Below are 18,569 nucleotides of genomic sequence, written 5' to 3'. Positions count from 1 at the left end.
ATTACGGTGCGGTCGCCTTCTCCTGAATCGTCGCCGCGATCGCTTTTGGCCGGTCGGCGTCTTTCTTAACACCGGAATAATAGCCCTTTCCGGTTCCGTGAGAAAGGCCGTGAGCGGTGGCGACCCAAACGTCGTCGCCGTCGAAGTCAACGCCGATTATGAAATTGTGCGCGATTGAAACCTCAAGCGGAATTTCACGAAGCAAACGTCCTTGACGAGACACCTTAGCAACCCCGCCGGGGTTGTCCGCATTGCGATAGTAGGCGACGTACGTGTCCGTGGCGTAATCCGCTATTACGCCCAAACCTTTATCGGTGCAAAGCCAAGCCTCATTGGCCGAACGGGCCTTGAGGAAATTGGTGAAGTCGCTGGGCAGGCCGGTTTCGTGGGCATAAAAGCCTCGCCAATGCCGACCGTCGTAACGGCAATTACCGAAATACCCCGACACCCACAAGGCGCCGTCCGCGAAGCTCGCTGAGGTCGTGATGACGTGGATGATCCCATCATCGCGGTAGAGGTCGATTTCCATTTCTTTGTCGGGATCCAAATAGACTTTCCATTTTTCGGTGGGAACGTCGAACTCCAAGCAACCGCTGCCCCAGACCGCAAGAAATACCTTGTTGACCGACGGTGCGTAGGTCACGTTGTAATTCCAAATCTCCTCCATCGGGGCGTTCTTTTCCGTGAAGACATCCCATTTACCGGTCACAATATCGTAGCGACTGGCGCCGGCCGTGGTGGCACACCAAATATGGTTGTTCTCGACGGCCACACCGTAGACGACATCGTTCACCAGGCCGCTGTTGAGTTGATGGAAATGATCGAAGCGACCGCCGGAAAACCGGGCCAGTCCGCCGCCGAAAAGTGCCAGCCAAACATCGCCCGTGTTCGGATCGACGTCAATGGACGTGACGGCCCGCCATGGCAAACCGTCGGCCTCCTTCCAACTTTGTATTCGGCCGGTTTTCTTGTCCAATCGGGCCAGCCCATCCTCCGTGCCGATCCACACCGCCTCGGCGACGGCCTTGACGCTGAAGATATGATCGTTGGGAAGCCCGTCCGCGACGGTATAGTTCTTCCACTGAGTATAAACGTACGGCAAATCCTCGTCGGATACGCCTTCCACGCTTTGTCCGAAAGCCAGCGCGGGCAGCGCAGGCTCCGGTTGTGCCTCGGTGCTCTCCCCGGTCGAACCGACGCCGGCCCAGCTACCCAAAAGCAGAACGGCCGCCGACCGCAGCAACAGTCTCCGCATACGACTCACGCTTCTCATGACCGGACCTCCGATCGCCTTGTATTGATAACGCGAATACACCGATCACTACAACGTCCGCAAGTATTCGATGAGATCGTTCAGTTGATCCTTCGTCATATCGTTGGTCACACCGTGTTGATCGTAGGGGTTGAACCGCGTCCAAATTTCCTCCAGCGTTTCGGCAATGCCGTTGTGGAGGTAAGGGGCGGAATTGTACACGTTGAACAACTGGGGAGTGTCGAACAGGCCGTGCTCATCGAGGGGCATTTTCGTGCCCACGTCGTGAATGCGGCGGTCGGTATAGAGCGGCGGATAATGGCAAGTGCTGCAACGCTTTTCCATGGGAATCAGCCGCCCGTCGTTGGTCATGGTGCGATAGAAAATCTCTTTGCCGCGGCGCTGTGCCGGCGTCAGTTCCGCGCCCATGGGACGATGCCGGTTAGGCGGCGAGGGGATGGTGCAGATGTAATAATCCAGGGCGGACAATTCCTCGGGCGTGAAAGGGTGAATGCGCGTGAAGAACACGGCAAGCCGCGGCCCGCACTGCCGCGAAAGTGACGGATTCAAACCTTCCCATTTGAACGGCGCCGTGTCCAGGATCCCTCGCAAAGTGCGATTATCCACGGGGTTGACGCCGATCCCGTCCGGTTCGATGTCGTAGGTCAAGCCTTCGACGTGACCGTCCGGGTGGCAACTGGAACAAGCGAATTGCCGCTGAAAGGTATTCGCGGCGGAATGGAAGACCCGCTCGCCGAGGCGTTCCTTCGTGATGACTTGCGGCCCACCGAGTTGCACGACGCCCGCCGCCTCGAAGGTATTTAGGTCGATCACGGCAATCCGATCGTCCAACGAGGCCGCCACGAAGGCCCGGCCGGCACCCGGCTGAATCGCAATGCCGCGCGGGCAGATGGGCGTCTCGATCCACTTGAGGACGTATTCCGACGCCTTTCCCAGGTGGTTGGGGATGACCTGCGCGCGTTCGGTCTCATCGGCGGATTCGAGAATTTTCAGCAGCCTGTCCACCGCGACGACGGCCACCCGGTTCGAGGCGGCACTGGTCACCAAGGCGTGTTTGCCGTCCTCGGTGACAATCACATCCGTGGGATCGGGAAAGGCGATGCCGGGTTCGTCCAGGAGCACCTGATCCACGCGGCCGTCCCGCCACAAAATCCCCAATCCGTTCGTGATTGTCCATCCTTGGACCACGCGCGTCATCGGGACCAAATTCTTGTGCCGATTGAGCGTGAAAAGGGCGAAGTCTCCGCTGGGATGCCAAGCGATGCCGCGGAGGCCGTTGGCGCCCGGCACCATCGCACGCAGCGTCACTTTTCCCTCCCGGGCATCGATCAGCGTCACCTCGGAACGCGAAGGCGTACGAAACGGGACGAAATGCGAGAGGACATTGGTGCATGCAATCCAATTGCCGTCGGCGGAGATGGCGGCCGACCAGGGCCCGCGCCCCGCCGCCAGACGCTTGACTTCCGTCTGCGTGCTCAAGTCGATGACGGAGATATCTTCGGAAAGCGTGTTGAGAACGTAAAGAAAGGCCCCTCGGCGGTCCACAACCATACCGTGCGGCTCGTCTCCCACAGGGATCGTCGCCGTGACCCTGCGCGAACCGGTGTTGATTACGGAAACGGTATCATCCAGTCGGTTGCTGACGAAGGCGGTCTTGCCGTCCGGGGAGAACGCGATGTCGTGCGGTTGCGCACCGACAGAGATTTCCGCTACCTTCCGTAATGATCCGAGATCGACCACAACGACGCTTTTTGATGCCTCGCAGGCCGCATACAGCTCTTTACCGTCGGGGCTGACCGCGAGGTTGACGGGAGTCTTGTACTGCGGTTCCACTTCTTCGCGCTCGCGCGCTCGGGTCGGATGGGAGGCCTCGGCCAAGTTGTCGGGGATTTGAAAAGGCTTGCCGTGAGCGTTCTCGTGGCAGCTCAGGCAGACGGCCGCGTTGACCTTGAGCAAGCCGTTCTTTTCGGCGGCTTGAGGTCGCGAATAGGTCTGGGCGTGTTGGCTGCCGGGCCCGTGACACGCTTCGCAGGACACCCCCTCGTATACCGAGGCGGTTCCCAGCACGTGCGAAGCCGGTCGATGGTAGACCGAGGTGTGACACTTCAGGCACTCCAACTTCGTACGCGGGTCGCCGGCAACACCCATGGCGGCCGCGATGGCGCGCGCTTCAGCCGTGGCCAAGACGGCGAAGGCGTCGGCGTGACGGCTGCGCTTCCATGCACTGAAGTGGTCTTGTTGATCCGGACCTTCGTGACATTCGGCGCAGGATGCGGCCCCCACGAAGGCGGGTTCTTTAGGGGAGGCGACAAACTCGGGAAAAGACGGCTTGCGGAATTCGGCGTTTTCGGGGGTGGGGTGCTTGATCTGCTCCCAGGCCGCGTCCATGTCCAATCGTTGGCCTTTCAAGACGGCGTCATGAGAACCTTTGGGCGCGTGGCACGAGTGGCATTCCTCTTTGCTCGGCATTCGCAGGCCTCTTTTCATGGCCTGTTCGCGATTCATCATGATTGCTGCATCCGCATACTCGCTGCCGGGCCCGTGACAGTGTTCGCACTGCACACCGTCCTGAATCGCGAACGTGGGGTCGCGTTCCCAGGGTTCGGCCTCGGCGGCCGTGGCGTGGCAACCCAAACACAAAGGCGATTGCTGTGGGGGGACGGGGACCCCGCTCAACTTGGCGATTTGCCGGGCCTCGGGTTTGGATAGGGCGGCGTAGGCGTCGGCGTGTTTGGACCTGGCCCAGATCGAACATTGATTTCCCATCGCGTCGCCGTCGTGACATTGGGCGCAGACCTTGACGCCCACGTAGACCGGGTGGCGCAGAGCCCCCTCGAAGGCCCCGGCCGTCCGGCCGATACCGATCAGGAGCAGACCGAGGAATGGTAGCCACTCGGCGCCGACATGCCGTCCCCGAAAGAACATCGCCACCCTCCAGGCGTCTCTGCTTTCGCCCGGCCGATTCCCTGCCCAAAGGGGCCGCCCCGTACGGCGAGCAACCATCGTCTTTGATGAAATACTTTTTATTCTGAAAAATGAATCACTCGTCGCCCTCACACGCGCTCATTCCGGTTTGACCACTTCCAAAACCTGGTCGGCGGGAACGCCGGTGAGAACGGTCTTTGAACCGTCCGGCCAGCGGATCTCGACGCGATCCACCGTGGAGACTCCGCCCAGACCGAAATGGACGCGGGGATCCATTTGCGACAGGTAACCTCGCACCGGCACGGCGTCACGGAACTGCGTTTGTCCGCCGGCGACGATCGTCACGCGTGAACCCACGGCATCGCGCTTTTCTTTGGCGAGCTTCGGTCGCACCATGAGCCAGTGGTTGCGGTTTCCACCGTCGTTCCGCAGAATCCGGGCCTCGCTGTTGAGATTAACGACGATCAGATCGAGATCGCCGTCGTTGTCCAGGTCGGCGCAAGCCACCCCGCGGCCGACCCATTTTTCGCCGAAATAGTCGCCCGACGCACGGGCCACATCGCTGAAGGTGCCGTCGCCGTTATTGCGCAAAAGGACGTCCTCCTCGGGAAACTCATGATGGGCATTGCCGTTGGCGACGAAAATGTCCACGTGGCCGTCGTTGTCGTAATCGAACAGTACGCTGCCCCAACCGGTGTATTGCCCGCAGACTTGTGCGACGCCGGCCCGGGCGGTTACGTCCTCAAAGTAGTCCCGCCGATTAAACATCAGGCATCCGTAATCCATGTCCGGAATGAAAACGTCCAAGAGCTTGTCGCGATTGACGTCCGCGAAATCCGGTCCCATCGAGGAAACGCCTTGGCCGCCTTCTCCGAACGCCAAACCGAGCGGCAAGGCTTCGTTGACGAAGGTGCCGTCGCCTTGATTGCGGAAGTAATCGTTGGCCATGGCATCGTTGGTCACGAAAATATCCAAGAGGCCGTCGTTATCCAAATCGACCGCGGTGGCGCTCATTCCCCGCCCCTCGGGATTCCAGAGGCCGGTTTCGCGCGTCACGTCCGTGAAAGTACCGTCACCGTTATTGCGGTAGAGGAAGTCCGGCTGTCCCTTGTAGCTCAGCGGTCCGGGGAAGTTGTCCGCACGATAATAGGCGGAAAAAGCCCCCAAATCGTACTCTAGGTAATTGCAGACGTAGACGTCGAGATAGCCGTCGCCGTTGTAGTCGAGCCACGGCGCGGAAAGCGACCAGTGGGGATCGTCCAGGCCGGATGACCGCGAAATATCGGTGAAGGTGCCGTCGCCGTTGTTGCGATAAAGGACGTTGGGCCCGTAATTGAGCACGTAGAGATCCAGGTCGCCGTCGTTATCGATGTCGGCGGCGGACGCCCCGAAGCTGAACGACAAGTCGCCGACGCCCGCCTCTTCGGTAACATCGGTGAAAGTCCCGTCTCCGTTGTTCCGGTATAGCGTGTTGCGCAGCTTTCCACGGAGGTGCCGGCCCCGATTGTCGCTCACGCCGGGCGTCCATGCACCGTTCAGAAAATAGATATCGATCCAGCCGTCATTGTTGTAGTCGAAGACGCATGCACCCGAGCCGGAGCCTTCGACGATATTGCTCAACTCCAGATCGCCGATGGAATGGCGGAAAGTAATGCCGGCTTGTTTCGTGATGTCGGTGAAAAGAGGCAGCGCCTCCTCGCCGCTTACGGTGTACGGGAGAAAGCTCGCGATGGCGGCGATCGCAATGCGTGAGAGCACGGCAATTCGGCTATGACAATCTTGACGATGGATTGGAGCAGGATTCATGCCGTAGGTCCCAAGAGTTCAGTTTCCATCGGCGGGATCGTCGCTCCGATCCTTTTCGGACGCTTCACGCCCTTTGGAAGATGTTTGATCTAGGGCGGCGTCCCACGTGGCGCCGAAGTCGATCCATTCGACCCAAGTCTTGAGTGAATCGACGGGGTAACTACTTTCCGGGCGATTCATGGAAACGACCGGTTGGGAGGCGACCGGACCATCCCAGGGACGCGCCGTGTTTTTCCCGGCTAGGTGCCAAATGACCGGGCTAAGGCGGGCGTGTCCGGGTACGACGTACCGCCCCTTGCCGTCGCGCCAATCGGGATATTCCGGGACCATGAGTGCAACGAAGGCCTCCCGCGCGGCGGCAAGCTCGGACGGAGTGCCGGTGGAAGCCGTCTGCCACAGCCGAGGTGAATGGGCGCCGGTCGGGCCGTGGCAATCGCCGCAATCCTTGACCACGAGCGGCCAGATATCGTGCAAAAAGTCGCGCGTCCGTCGCTGGGTCTCCGGCGGCGCCAGCGTGGGGGCCGGCTTCCAGAGGGCATCCGCCATGCGATTGTCCGGAACCAACTCGCGATCCTCGTGACAACCGATGCAGCCCTGGTAGAAACGGTTCTGTGCCCAAATCCAACCGCAGCTCCGCAGATTCATGCCGTCTTCGTCGAGGAGCTGGATTTCCAAGGGTACCCCGCCCGGGACTTTGACTTGGAACGAGCCGTCCGGATAAAGGGGAATTTCGCCCAATAGACGTCGTACGGCACCGTCCGGGACGACGGTTTCGCCGACCCGGCCGCTTTCGGCGCGGTTGCCGCTCATGGGCACCCCTTCGAGGATCCTTACGGCGCGGGCCATTCCGGCGGACATTTGCCGATCTGCCGGGAGATCGTTGATATTTACATTCAGGCAATAGAGCGTTCCAAATGGGTCGTGGTCGTCCACCACGGAAGAACGGCCGTCCGGTTCGGGCCTGGGAGCGACGATCTTGGCGTGAAAATCATGATATCGGGGATCGTCGAAGAAAGGCGTCCATTCTCCGTCGGCTAGCTGCAAGATCCCTAACGCGTGCGAGGCCGAGCCGTCGCGCGGGCGGCGCGACACCAAGACTTCGCCCTCCGCAAAGAATGACGGTGAGTGGTAGGCGAAATCCTGATCCTTTTTCAGAACGGCGTAAGTAGCCAAAGGACGACGCAGGTCCACAGTAGCCAAGTCCCCTGCCCCGTCCCAGGACGCGACGTCGGATTCCACGAAAACCAATTTGCCCAAGAGACCTTGAGGGACCGCGGCCGCCATCCGTTTGCTCCGCGCGCCGACGTCCCCGCAAATCGGCATGATATCCGTGCCGTCGGTGTTCAGCGCCAGCAGACTGATCCATCCCAGCGGACCTCGGGCCAGACTGCTCCGCCGCCATGCGGAATAGACGATGCGGCCGTCCGGCAAAACGCTCGGATCGAAGTCGCGTGCGAGATTTGCCGTGAGTCGCCGCACTTGGGTGCCGTCGGGACGACAGGAGTACAGACGCGTTACCGGCAAGGGAGATCCCTCGCTTCGCATGTCGGACGATTCCCGCACGAAACCTATCAAGGTCCATGCCTCGTCGGCGGATTGAAACGTGAATTTCCCTTCGACTTCCGCTTCTCCGCTTGGTGCCGACGATGGCTGCGAGTGCGTCGGGGGAGACGCCATTGCAACCAACATGAACTGGCGGGGCAGATAACGGGGTTGCCGACAGTTTCCCAGATCTCGGGTGATTTGCCGAACTTCACGCGTGGCCATATCCAACTCGAAGATATTCCACGGGCCGGCCTTCTCTCTTTTTCCCGAGAATAGTAAGTGTTGTCCGTCGTAAGAGACTTCGGGATCCCCCGCGCTGTCGAACTGGGGGACCAAGACTTCCGGATCACTTCCGGGCCGCAAAAGCACCAGCCGAGCGCCGTCGAGGTAGTCCTGTGCCGCCAACTCGGGCTGTGCCGCCTCGTCCTCCTCACATGGATGTGGAAAGGGGACTTGGACGAGGACGACGGCATGGGGCAGGCGATCCCAACCGTGGGGGGCGTTAGCATGGGTGTCGGCCCAAGGGCTGACACTTGCGCCGACTGAGCATAATAAGAAGAAGGCGCTGCTGATAATGCGTTTGGTTCTCATTGAAAAACCCCGCGGAATCTCGTTGCTTCGCACCCGCAATCGGAGATAACAATCAGAGGAGCCGGCAAATCGGAATGATGACTCACAGGGCTGCGATGAATCGCCATCGCGAAGTTCGATCGTTGTGATACCGCCGCAATATCATGGTAAGTATACAACTTTCCTACTATCTTTCAAGTATTTTGTTACCGGGATACTGAATCGGGCTGCTCCGTATACGGATGCGTAAGTCGGTTGTTCGATGATATCAAAGTGATATCCAAATGATGAAAGCGTTTGTGCGTCGCTTGATTCCAAATCCATGATTCGAAACGCGGCCCGAGCTGCTGTGGATTGAAGACCGTTCTCGAACGAGGTAACGACCTTTCCAATAAACCCTAAATCGATGAAAAACATCAACATTCGTCGACGAATCGCCCTAGAGGCGGCGCGGCTTCTCCTGCGGCAAGAGGAGACGGATTTGGCGAAAGCCCGTGCCAGGGCTGCGATGCGCTTCGCCAAAGAGGCCAACTTTGCGAATGATTTACCAGGATTTGCAGAGATTGAGAGTCAATTGCGAAATCTTTCCCGGGCCTCGGAGCCGCAACTCCGCCGTTCGGAGCTTCGAGAACTGCAAACGGCCGCCCTGGACGTCATGCGCTCTTTAGCGGCATTTTCTCCCCGACTGGTCGGAGATCCTGCCTTTGGATTCATATACCGGGGTCGCGAGATACGGATCGAGATCTTGTCAGACTCTTTGGACAGCGTACGCGCGGCCCTCCGGAATGGCGGGATTGACTTCGTAGAGAGCAAATCCCACTCGAATGGGAGCGCGGATTACGACGACGATGCGGGGACGCTCGTGTTGCGGGGACGCTTTCCGGTCCTGCTCAACGTGCTCATCACGGCGCCTTCCGGGGGCGAAACTCCGGAGCCACGGATGGCGGCCGGTATCGGAGTAGATGCCTTGGATGCCCTGCTGCGAGCGGAGCGACCCGAAGACGGCGCGGCCCCGACGATTGCGGTTGGTGAGGACGTGGTGAGTCCGATCCAGAGGTATCGCAAGCTCCTGGCCGCCTTGGAGTTCGTACGGCAGGACGGCCGGACGCATCCGGAAGGGGATGCTCTTTATCATAGCCTCCAAGTATTTGAATTGGCGTGGCAGTCCTACCCCTACGACGAGGAGTTTCTTCTGGCCGCCTTGCTCCACGATGTCGGAAAGGCGATCGATCCCCGAGACCACGTCAAAGCGGGGTTGCGGGCGATCGAAGATTGCACTTCGCCCAGGACTCGCTGGTTCGTGGAGAACCTTCCCTTGGCCAAGCAGTGGTTGAATGGCAGCGTCGGAAGGCGGCTGCGGGCCAGGCTGGAATCCCATCCGGACTTCGAGCAACTCATCGAGCTGGCCCGATTGGACCGCCAAGGGCGAAAAGTCGGCGCAAAGGTTCGTGACCTCGAATCGGTCTTGGCGGACTTGGAACGGTTGGCTCGCGAAAACGATTAGCTCGGTGTCTCAACGGCCGCGAAAGCGACGGAACTTTGACCGAGCGGAGCGTTGTTATTCCCCGATTTGCTCCTGAATGCCCGCACTCCAAGCGGAACGGGCGGATTGCAGATGCGATTGGGATGTCGGCCGACCGAAAGAGGCAACTCGCGCCGCGGTGGACGGCGTGGCATGGGATGTCTGAACGATCGGCTGTTTGGCTTCGAGCGCCGAGTCCTCGGAGCGGCCGTAGTTCTCGAACGGTTCCCAACGCCGTACGCCTTGGGTCAGAAGAGCGTCGTCGCCCGTTTCCGGTGTCGAATAGAGCGATTCCAATGCCTTACGAGCAGCCTTGTGATGAGGATCACGGCTGATCGCCCTCTGCAAGTATTCCTCGGCCGACGCCGTTCGGCCTTGCTGGGCAAGGACAAAAGCCATATTGCAACAGGCATCCGCCTCGCTTCCCGCTTTGCGAAATTGTTCCATCGCCTCTTCGTATCGGCCTTGGAAACCGTATGCCAATCCCAAATTGTTGCGATACCGCTCGTTCGACGGTGCGATCGCCACGGCCTTCAGAATAGCGACTTCGGCTTTTGCGAATTCGTTTTGCAGGAGGTAGGAGTAGCCCAGATCGTTGAACAGCTCCGGATTCCCGGGACTCAAGCGGATGGCTTGGGAGTAGAGCGCCTCGGCCTCGGAATATCGCTGCTGGCGGTCGGCGACGACGGCCAGACGATGGAACGCCTCGTAGCGGTCGGGGCGAGCGGCGATCAACTGCTGATAGGTTGACCGAGCCTCTTCCCACTTTTTGACCCGTTCGAAGTTTTTGCCCTGAAGGATTTGCGCGTTGTATTCCGCATCGGAGAGACGCTTTGCGGCGGTCTGCTTTGAGGTGGATGGGGAAGCAGTCGCAAGACCGAGTGCGGATTCTCCGGGTTTTGCGGCAAGAGTGGGATCATTCTTGCCTTTAAAAGCTTCCGTGAGAGTGCTACAGCCCGATTGCAGACAAAGGCAAACGAGTGCGGCAAGGAGCGTGGGCGTGTTGATGTGCATGGCTTTTTCAGCTATCTCTCGCTGATCCCTCGAAATTCGCTTGCTGCCCGCGGCCGTCTCCGATCCGTGAAATCAGCCGGCCGTTGCCCGCCCCTCGGGAGGCCGGGAGTAACGCGGGTCGGAGGCGTCGTTACCGCCGGAGGCCGCCGAAGGAGCGGCCGTAGCCGCCGTAGCCGGCGCCGGTGCCGTAGGTATCGTTGAGCGTGCGGTAGTAGGCGGCCTCGCCCTCCACGGCGCTGAGGCCGGCCGTGAAGCCGGGGGCCGTGATCACGCGCGCGTCGATCTCCTCCCGCGGATAGCCCAACTCCGTCAGGAGGTTCACGATCGTCGCCCGCCGGGCCTGATCCAAGGCCGGGTCCTTCTCGTCCGGCAGTTCCTCGACCACCACCGGGAAGGGGACGTGCTTCAGCCGCACGGCGACCGACAGCAGGTGTTTTCGCCCCAGCGGCGTCAACTCCGGGGTCCGGCCCACGAATTCGTGGTCGTAGAAGATGAAGTCGGCCGCCTCGGCGTTGGTCTGCATCGTCTCCCAATGGGCGTCGGTGACCTGGCCCAAGGGGAAGGGCCGGTCGTAGGCCGGTCCCCGCTTGGCCTCCCCCACCGCCCCGTGGCAGCCGCTCAAGAGTGCCAGCAGGGCCAGCCCGCCGATCGTCTCCGCCGCCGTCCGCCGCGATCGCGGACGCACGCCTGCCTGATATTGCCGATGCCGTTCCATGGCTTCCGCTCCGGGTCTTGCTTCGTTTCGTGTCTGATCGCTGGGGCGGTTCGCACGCCGCCGCGCACCGCCGCCCTTGCCTCTCCGCCCGCCGGTCGTGTCAGTCCCCGTGACCGAAGGGACCGGAGATCGTCGCCGGTCCGCCCGCGTTGTACCGCCGGCGGAGGTTGGGCCAGGTCGTGCCGTCGTACTCCAGCGTGGGCCGGCCCTCCAGGTGTCCCTTGATGAAAAACTCGTGGTTCGTCGGCTCGGTCACGTCGAAGCCCGGCAGCGGCGGCGTCTCCTCCGGCTCCATCGGGTGGACCAGCTCCGGCGTCACCAAGATGATCAACTCCGTCTCGTTGCGGGACATGCTGCGGCGGCCGAAGATCTGGGCCACGATCGGCAGGTCCCCCTGGTTGTTACCCGACATCGAGTCGTCCAACAGACCGGCCAGGGCCAGGGTCTGACCCTCCCGCATCTCCACCGTGGTGGTCACCGCCCGGGTCCGCAGTCCCGGCGTCCCGTTGACCTTGTTCTTGTTGTCGATCTGGCTGAACTCCGGCGAGACCTCCAGGCGGATGAGGTCTTTGTCAATGACCGTGGGGAGGAAGGTGATGATCGCCCCGTAGGCCCGAAAGTCCGTGGTCACCGCCCCCACGCCGTTGACGCCCACCGTGGTCGGCACGGCGAACTCGCCGCCCGCGATGAAGGTGGCCGGCCGACCGCTGAGCGTGACCAGCGTCGGCTCGCTCAGCATCCGCAGCACGCCGTGCTCCTCCAGGTAGTGGATGCCGAACTTCAGGTCCCCGCCGTCGAAGGTCCCCAGGATCGAGGCCGTCCCGCCGGAACTGAGGTTCAGCAACGATTGGATCAGGAACTTGCCCTGATCGAGATTGAGCTTCATGTCCACGCCGAAGTTGCGGGCGGCCGAGCGATTCAACTCCGCGATCTTGACCTTCAGGGCGACCTGCGCCGGGCCGGGGATGCGGAGCAGATTGATCACTTGCAGGGCCGGCAGATCCTGGCCGGCGGCCATGCGACCCACCGGGTCGTCGGCCTGCCCCTCGGCCACGCCCCGGGCGCGGATCAATTCACCGCGGATCACGGCCATGATCTGGGCGGCTTCGGCGGCGTCCCGCGCCTGACCCCGCACGATCAGCTTGTCTCCCACCGCCAGCAGCTCGACCTTGCTCTCGGGGAACAGCCGGGCCAGGTGCGATTGCAGCAACGCATACCGCTCGGTCTGCTGTTTTTCGATCTCCGGGTCGGGTTTGACGCGGACCAGGTAGGTCACCGGCCGATAACGATCGTCGGCGAACCAGAACGTGACGTGCGTGGCCCCCTGCCCCTTGCCCAGGATGGCGATCTCGCGGGGCGTGAACTGACTGACGTCGCACACCGCCGGATCGACCACCGCCGTGCGGTACACGTCCACCTTCGTCCGCAGCAGCTTGCTCCGCCGCACGATCACCGTCAACTCTCCCGACTCCTCGATGATTTCAAACGGCGCGGCCACGTCTCGCGTTCCCTCGCCGGAGGGTGGAAGTTGGTCGGGGACGGCTGGAGTCGGTTGGTTCGCTTTTGCCGGGGTGGGTTCCAGTAGCGGCGCTACTTCCTCGATTGAGGTCAATGCAACCGGGTAATGGCGTCTTACGGTAGGTTTGGGCCGGCTTTCCAACTCCGATTCCGGGAACGTCGGAACAGTGACTTCGACTTCGCCGTAAGACGTTTCGTCGCGGGGAACCGGCGCGTCCTCGAGAAACAGCCAGGTCTCCGGCGGGCTTTCCGCGTCGCCTTTCCCGGCATTCCCCGCCGGTTGCACCGTTCCTTGATCCCGGAGGATCAGAACCTGCTCTTGGGCCGACGCCGCGATCGGAAGAATGAGTACAAGAACCAACGCAGCTATCCGTAGGGAGCAGTCCTTGCCCTGCATAGAAACTTCCTTGTCGGTGCATTCGCGCACGGAAGCCGAAAAAGAGGGGAATGCCGGCGATAACGTGCGCAGCGGTTATTGCGCATTCCCTTACGAGTATCGAGAATTGTGATCGGTGTTGTTGAAGAAAAGGTCCGCGGACACCGAAAGTTCCGCCGAAGCCCAGCCTGTAGACGGGTCTCAGTCGCGCTGCGAAGGGTTCTCGTTCTCGGTGCTGCCGTCTTGATTCGCCTTGCCCGCCTTGCCGGGAGAGCTACGGTGCGGCTCAACGGGCACGCGAACGGGGGCTTTGCGGTTGGCCTGAAGGATTCGTTCCTTGCTCTTGCCTCCCAGAAATTGCGAGAGTTGCGAATCTGCTTGCGTCAAGGCGTCGCGAATAGCATCCTTTGCGTCCTTGTCGGCCTCGGCAATCTCGTCGAGCACGGTGAGAAGGGCTTCCACGATTGGAGTCCTGGCCTGGCCGGGCTTGGACGAGTTCGGAGCAACGGTCTCTTTAGCGTTGCCGGCCGCCGGATTCGGAGCCGCTTGATTGGCTGACAAGTCCGATTCGGTACCGCCGCTCGCAGCTTTCGGAGGGGCGAATGATCCATTTTGCCGTGGGGAACGGCCGTTTCCAGCCAAGCCCTGGGACAATTCCTTGTCCGCCTGAATCAGCATTCGGCGGACCGTGCGAATCGATTCCGGATCGGCGTCGGTATCGTCGAGTTTTTCCAGAAGTCGGCGAACGGTCTCGTTCTGAACCTTAGTAGAATCGTCGTCGCTCGAGCCTGACGAGTTCCCGGCAGCGTCCGCGACCAGTTCGTCCGCTGCGCCGAGCAAAAAACAGCCTGTGGTAAATAGGATGAGGTGGCTGATGAGGAAAAGAGCGACGGTCGACTGCCGAGTCTTCATACCTAATTCTCGATAAGTTAGAAAATCGAGCAGCGGAATTGCCGATTGCGCCAAGTCGGAAAGATGAGTGCTAATTACAGCATAAGCAGAATGGGGGCTTGTGGCAATATTTTTTACTGCATCGAGCCTTGCCGAAATTCCCCGAATGCTGGTTATGCCATAGCAGAGCAGAATCGCCGGATTCCCCTAATCCACTGTTTCAGGCGTAGCGCTTGAGAATCCAGTCCATCAGCCGGGGGAAGAGTCTGCTCAGCAGGACCATGCCTTTTCCCCATACGTGGGGAATGATTTCCGCTTTTCCCTGGGTCATGGCTTTGACGATTTTTTTGGCGACGTATTCGGCAGTGACCGGTTTTGGTTCCGGCCACGCCGGCTCGGTTCCCCGTTCAAGCGGGCCCTCGAATAACTCAGTCTTGGTTCGTCCCGGGCTGACGACAAGTACGTCAATGCCGTGCCGTGAGAGCTCCGCTCGAACGGCCTCGCTGAAACCTTGGACGGCGAATTTTGAAGCGCAATAGTAGCTTCGCCAAGGGATGCCGCGGTGTCCTAAGATGGAGCCAACGTTGACAATGATGGGGTGATGTGCGCTCTTTAGCAGCGGAAGGACGGCATACGTCAACTCCACCAGCCCGAAGAAATTGAGCTCCATGACCTCACGAAGTCGTTCGGGCGGCATGTCCTCGAAACGCCCAAGGGCCCCCATGCCGGCGTTGTTGACGAGAAAGTCGAGTGCGCCGAGCTGCTCTCGTACCGAAGTCGCAAGTCGGATTCTGGTTTCAGGGTCCGCCAGGTCGCCCACAAACGGAAACACTTCCGCCTTGTGCGTCTCGCCCATTCTCACCAGGTCGTTCAATCTATCCGCTCGTCTCGCTGCCACCACCATCCGGCACTGACGCCGAATCAGCTCTTCCGCGAGCGCCTTACCGATCCCGCTTGAGGCACCGGTGATGACTCCGCGGCTTCCAACCAAGTTGCGACGCGCCACTCGTTTCTCCTGACCGATTCCGGTCGGCGACGGGAAGACGGAACGACCGCTTGTAGTGCGGGAATCGGGGCTACTTCGAGGGAGGGGTCTCCCGATCCGGACCTACCGGGTCGGACGTCTGCGGCGCCCCTTGGGCGGGTTTCTCGGCGGCATCGGCGGCGGGCGGGTTGAGCCACTTGCGGATGGGGTCGATCGCACCCGTCTTGATCTTGATTCCGGCCCCCACCGTCGTCACGACGATGGCGACGATGAGCGCGATGTTGAACGCCCACCGCTTGGGGCCGCTACCCAATGCCTCTCCCAGTACCGATCTCTTGTTCACCATCAAGAAGAAGGCGAGGTAAGCGATGGGAAGCATGGTCAAACAAATGGCCGAGGCCAGTACGGGCATCCAAAGCGGGCTGGGCAGCGCGGCACCGAGAATACCGATGCTGGGAGTCAAGGCGAAGATTCGGAACCGCTTGGCGGTGTACTCCAGGCCGAACATCTCGCACACCGTGAACCCGCACACCACCATGTGCGTGCTGATGGCGCCGCAGGTCATGGCCAAGAACCCGAGGTCGAGAATGATCCGGCCAAGATTGGAACCCATAAGCTGGGAAAATACGGCCGCCGCTTGGACGGGCTTAAGGTCCGTGTTCACGACATCCCTGCCGTCATACACCGTGTTGGCCATGGCAATGATCACAAGCGAGGTCACGATCGTGTACGGGATCAGCATGGAACTGATCAAATCCCATTTGGCAAGCCCCTGGTGATACTTTCCCCAACCTTTTGCCAAGAGAGAGTAAGGATAAAGGAAGGTCATGTTAATGCCGACGGTGGCTCCCAAGGCGCCCAAGACGACAGTCCAACCGGTGGAGTCGCTTGGGAGATAAAAGCCGAAGAATCCCCAGAAGACACCGAGCCAATCCGTCTTGGACAGAATGACCACGGCAAAAAAGGCGACGATCACGATTCGGATCACCCAGCGCAGGAAGGTTTCGTAGAGTTTGATTCCGGCGGAATGACTGCCGTAGTTCCAAACGGTAAAAATGTTGATCCCGAGGATGCAAACGGCCACTCCGAACCGGACGACATACGACAGCCAGGGGTGATCCGCGGGGGCGCCGAAGACCTGAGCCAGGTCCCACGCGGCTCCTCCCGCCAAACCGTATTGCGGAAAGTGCCATATGATCGAAGCGACGATGGTCCCCAACGCCCATAGGAACGCCAAAATCCAACTCAACTCGCGGGCGAATAGTTGGTAGGGACGCTCTCCGGTGTTCAAAACGATCTTGGCGAGTGCGGCAAACATCACCACACCCAAGACCATGGCGAGGGGTTGGACCCAGAGGAGTTTGTAGCCGAACGAGGCCCCCGCCATCACCGAGGCGGCCGCGCTTCCCGCCCCCAACGTCATGGCGCTTTGCAACCAGGCCGGTCCGGTGAGCTTGGCATAGCCTCGAATGCGTTTCAGAAGCGGTTCTTTCTCCAATTCACGTAGTACCTGCTCATCTCTGGCGAGCTTTTCGGGATCCCATTTGGCCGCCATCGGCAGGCCTTTGCTAGAGGTACTCATTCCGACCGCTCCTGAAAGCTTGGGGTGCCCCTTCATGTCAAAAAACAATACCGCATTGCCCGCGACAGGTACGATCCAGCGCACGTTACGGATCCAATCCGGCACAGAACCAGACCCAAAAAGGCGGCTGATTGAAGCATCGTACCGGAACCGCGACGGCGACACTCCGTCCGTGCGAGCCACACGAGACGGACAGTTACCGCTGCGGGGGATTGCGGATCCGCAATGTTCGCCCTGCTGCCGAAATTCGGCAATTCAAGCGTAGTCGCCTGTCGTCGTTTTTTCAATCAGGGTAGATCGCGTTTGGGAAGATCCCGACGTGCGGCGCGAGGCGGCTTCGGATCGGACTATCCAGCGGGTTCTTCGGCTCGTTCCGTATCCCCCATCACGATGGGGCGGCTAAAATGGGTGGAAAGATTGAGACCGAAATCGTCGGCAAACGGGAAACCCGTCGGCTCGCGAAACAGGCGGGATTCGTCCGAGAGTTGGGGCGGGCGAGGAGGGATCGAAGATCATGCCGAAAGCCGGGATGCCTGTACCGGGGTGGGCCTATTTGGCCCTCGTCGTTGCTGCCGCCTATTTGCCGCCTTGGCTGGTGGCGTGGCGAGCGGAATCTCCTCGGATGGAGCGCGTGGCATTGCCGGAAGCAGCTTCCCTGGGAAATGGCGACTCGACAGGTATTTCAAAAGACATAGGCTCGGGAGACGGCCCAGAGTCTCGGGTGCCCGAACTCTTCGAACCTGATTTCCCGGAGGAGCTGCCGCGGAGCATGGAGGAGGTCCTGGACGAGGCCGAGGTCGTGGATGCACGCTTAAGTCGGCGTTTTCCGAATAGCTCTGATGCCGTCGCGATAGCCGCGGAATACCGCGTGATGCGGGGCAGAGAGACGGAAGCCGAGTCGCTTCTGCGGGGGCATTTGAGAGAACACCCGGCAGCAGCGCGTTGCCTTTTTGTGTTGGGTGAAATACTCCTGGAGCGTGGGGATTTGATCGAGGCGGAAGACGTCTTCCAACGATGCCTCCGCGCCGATTCCGGCAATGCTTATGTCTACGAGTCGCTCAGCCGCCTCTACGCTTTGCGCGGCGACCAGGAGGCCGCGAAGGAATATGCCGCTCAGTTCGAGAAACGAAAGTCGGATTTGGATGGCAAGCCGACGCTATTGCGTTTCTCAGGCGATTTCAGCGAGGCGGCGAAGCTGCTATCGACGTTGGAAACCCGGGCGGCCGGGGTCTATTATGCGCACGGCGATGCGCGTCGTGCGGAAGAGTATTTGCGCCGAGCGCTTGCGATTCATGCCGCCAACCGTGAAGCGCGGCGGATGCTGGCGGTCGTTTACGAGCGGCTCGGCAACGATGTTGCGGCGGCGACCGTGCTGGAGGAATGGCGCCGCATCGATCCGGACGACAAGCTGCCTTACCTGTTTCTGGCGGCTTTCTACGGCGGGCGGCGAGATTTTCTGCGTACCAAGGACGTGTTGATGACCGCCGTGGCCAGGTTTCCCGACGATCCGATTCCGCAAGCCATGCTGGCCAAGTTTTACATCGATACCGGCGAAAACCCGGATGAGGCCGCGGCACTGGCGGAAAAGGTCGTTGCCGCGGACCCTTCGGCGGTCAATTACGAATTGCTGAGCGAGGCCTACCTGTCGTGCGGTCGTTGGGATGACGCGGAGAATGCCTTGCGTCAGTCACGCGAGAAGGATCCGAACAATCCGCGATTGCCGCGTCTGGAGTCTCGCATCCGGGAGGGCCGAGACGCCGCGGAGAAGAAGCCTCGTGAGAGCGCGCGGGATTGACCGCGCCGGACGGGCAGGTACGGGGGCGCTTGCCGAAAGGTCGAAAGCAATC

12 protein-coding genes are annotated in these 18,569 nt (G+C 60.7%); 2 read left to right on the top strand and 10 right to left on the bottom strand.

The window, feature by feature from the left end:
* Nucleotide 1: 1 nt before the first annotated feature.
* From ACZ5B4_RS06830 to ACZ5B4_RS06815, 4 genes are all read right to left on the bottom strand, one after another.
* Nucleotides 2–1,273, bottom strand: coding sequence for a ligand-binding sensor domain-containing protein (locus ACZ5B4_RS06830; protein WP_464913683.1), 1,272 nt, complete (start codon nt 1,271–1,273; stop codon nt 2–4).
* Between the two features lie 48 nt (nt 1,274–1,321).
* On the bottom strand, nt 1,322–4,198 hold the full coding sequence (locus tag ACZ5B4_RS06825; protein ID WP_464913682.1) for a multiheme c-type cytochrome: 2,877 nt from the start codon (nt 4,196–4,198) through the stop codon (nt 1,322–1,324).
* Nucleotides 4,199–4,336: 138 nt separating this feature from the next.
* Nucleotides 4,337–6,004, bottom strand: a complete 1,668-nt coding sequence (locus ACZ5B4_RS06820; protein ID WP_464913681.1) for a CRTAC1 family protein — start codon at nt 6,002–6,004, stop codon at nt 4,337–4,339.
* 18 nt (nt 6,005–6,022) lie between these two features.
* Nucleotides 6,023–8,140, bottom strand: a complete 2,118-nt coding sequence (locus tag ACZ5B4_RS06815) for an HzsA-related protein (protein WP_464913680.1) — start codon at nt 8,138–8,140, stop codon at nt 6,023–6,025.
* Nucleotides 8,141–9,059: 919 nt separating this feature from the next.
* Here ACZ5B4_RS06815 and ACZ5B4_RS06810 point away from each other — a divergent pair.
* Nucleotides 9,060–9,623, top strand: coding sequence for an HD domain-containing protein (locus ACZ5B4_RS06810; protein WP_464913679.1), 564 nt, complete (start codon nt 9,060–9,062; stop codon nt 9,621–9,623).
* Nucleotides 9,624–9,677: 54 nt separating this feature from the next.
* Here ACZ5B4_RS06810 and ACZ5B4_RS06805 read toward each other — a convergent pair whose 3' ends face one another.
* The 6 genes from ACZ5B4_RS06805 to ACZ5B4_RS06780 form a co-directional block, all read right to left on the bottom strand.
* The gene (locus ACZ5B4_RS06805; RefSeq protein WP_464913678.1) at nt 9,678–10,655 is read right to left on the bottom strand and encodes a tetratricopeptide repeat protein; all 978 of its coding nucleotides are present in this window, start codon (nt 10,653–10,655) and stop codon (nt 9,678–9,680) included.
* Nucleotides 10,656–10,785: 130 nt separating this feature from the next.
* Entirely contained in the window at nt 10,786–11,370 is a 585-nt protein-coding gene (locus ACZ5B4_RS06800; RefSeq protein ID WP_464911464.1) for a hypothetical protein, read from the bottom strand.
* A gap of 100 nt (nt 11,371–11,470) precedes the next feature.
* Entirely contained in the window at nt 11,471–13,249 is a 1,779-nt protein-coding gene (locus tag ACZ5B4_RS06795; protein ID WP_464913677.1) for a type II and III secretion system protein family protein, read from the bottom strand.
* A 216-nt stretch (nt 13,250–13,465) separates the two neighbouring features.
* Nucleotides 13,466–14,176 (bottom strand): hypothetical protein, encoded by a 711-nt coding sequence (locus ACZ5B4_RS06790; protein ID WP_464913676.1) that lies wholly within the window; start codon nt 14,174–14,176, stop codon nt 13,466–13,468.
* A gap of 199 nt (nt 14,177–14,375) precedes the next feature.
* The gene (locus tag ACZ5B4_RS06785) at nt 14,376–15,161 is read right to left on the bottom strand and encodes an SDR family NAD(P)-dependent oxidoreductase (RefSeq protein ID WP_464913675.1); all 786 of its coding nucleotides are present in this window, start codon (nt 15,159–15,161) and stop codon (nt 14,376–14,378) included.
* A 70-nt stretch (nt 15,162–15,231) separates the two neighbouring features.
* Complete coding sequence (locus ACZ5B4_RS06780) at nt 15,232–16,722, bottom strand: NRAMP family divalent metal transporter (protein WP_464913674.1); 1,491 nt, start codon at nt 16,720–16,722, stop codon at nt 15,232–15,234.
* Between the two features lie 514 nt (nt 16,723–17,236).
* Between ACZ5B4_RS06780 and ACZ5B4_RS06775 the strand changes: the two genes are divergently transcribed.
* On the top strand, nt 17,237–18,517 hold the full coding sequence (locus tag ACZ5B4_RS06775; RefSeq protein ID WP_464913673.1) for a tetratricopeptide repeat protein: 1,281 nt from the start codon (nt 17,237–17,239) through the stop codon (nt 18,515–18,517).
* Nucleotides 18,518–18,569 lie beyond the last annotated feature (52 nt).

The organism is Thermogutta hypogea, assembly GCF_055386265.1.
Note: the sequence above shows the minus strand (reverse complement) of the source record. Positions and strands in the feature narration are given on the sequence as shown.

Excerpts from the sequence above, each read along its gene's own strand:
- ACZ5B4_RS06780 (WP_464913674.1), bottom strand. The coding sequence starts at position 16,722 with ATGAGTACCTCTAGCAAAGGCCTGCCGATGGCGGCCAAATGGGATCCC.
- ACZ5B4_RS06820 (WP_464913681.1), bottom strand. The coding sequence starts at position 6,004 with ATGAATCCTGCTCCAATCCATCGTCAAGATTGTCATAGCCGAATTGCC.
- ACZ5B4_RS06790 (WP_464913676.1), bottom strand. The coding sequence starts at position 14,176 with ATGAAGACTCGGCAGTCGACCGTCGCTCTTTTCCTCATCAGCCACCTC.
- ACZ5B4_RS06830 (WP_464913683.1), bottom strand. The coding sequence starts at position 1,273 with ATGAGAAGCGTGAGTCGTATGCGGAGACTGTTGCTGCGGTCGGCGGCC.
- ACZ5B4_RS06825 (WP_464913682.1), bottom strand. The coding sequence starts at position 4,198 with ATGTTCTTTCGGGGACGGCATGTCGGCGCCGAGTGGCTACCATTCCTC.
- ACZ5B4_RS06810 (WP_464913679.1), top strand. The coding sequence starts at position 9,060 with ATGGCGGCCGGTATCGGAGTAGATGCCTTGGATGCCCTGCTGCGAGCG.
- ACZ5B4_RS06800 (WP_464911464.1), bottom strand. The coding sequence starts at position 11,370 with ATGGAACGGCATCGGCAATATCAGGCAGGCGTGCGTCCGCGATCGCGG.
- ACZ5B4_RS06805 (WP_464913678.1), bottom strand. The coding sequence starts at position 10,655 with ATGCACATCAACACGCCCACGCTCCTTGCCGCACTCGTTTGCCTTTGT.
- ACZ5B4_RS06775 (WP_464913673.1), top strand. The coding sequence starts at position 17,237 with ATGCCGAAAGCCGGGATGCCTGTACCGGGGTGGGCCTATTTGGCCCTC.
- ACZ5B4_RS06815 (WP_464913680.1), bottom strand. The coding sequence starts at position 8,140 with ATGAGAACCAAACGCATTATCAGCAGCGCCTTCTTCTTATTATGCTCA.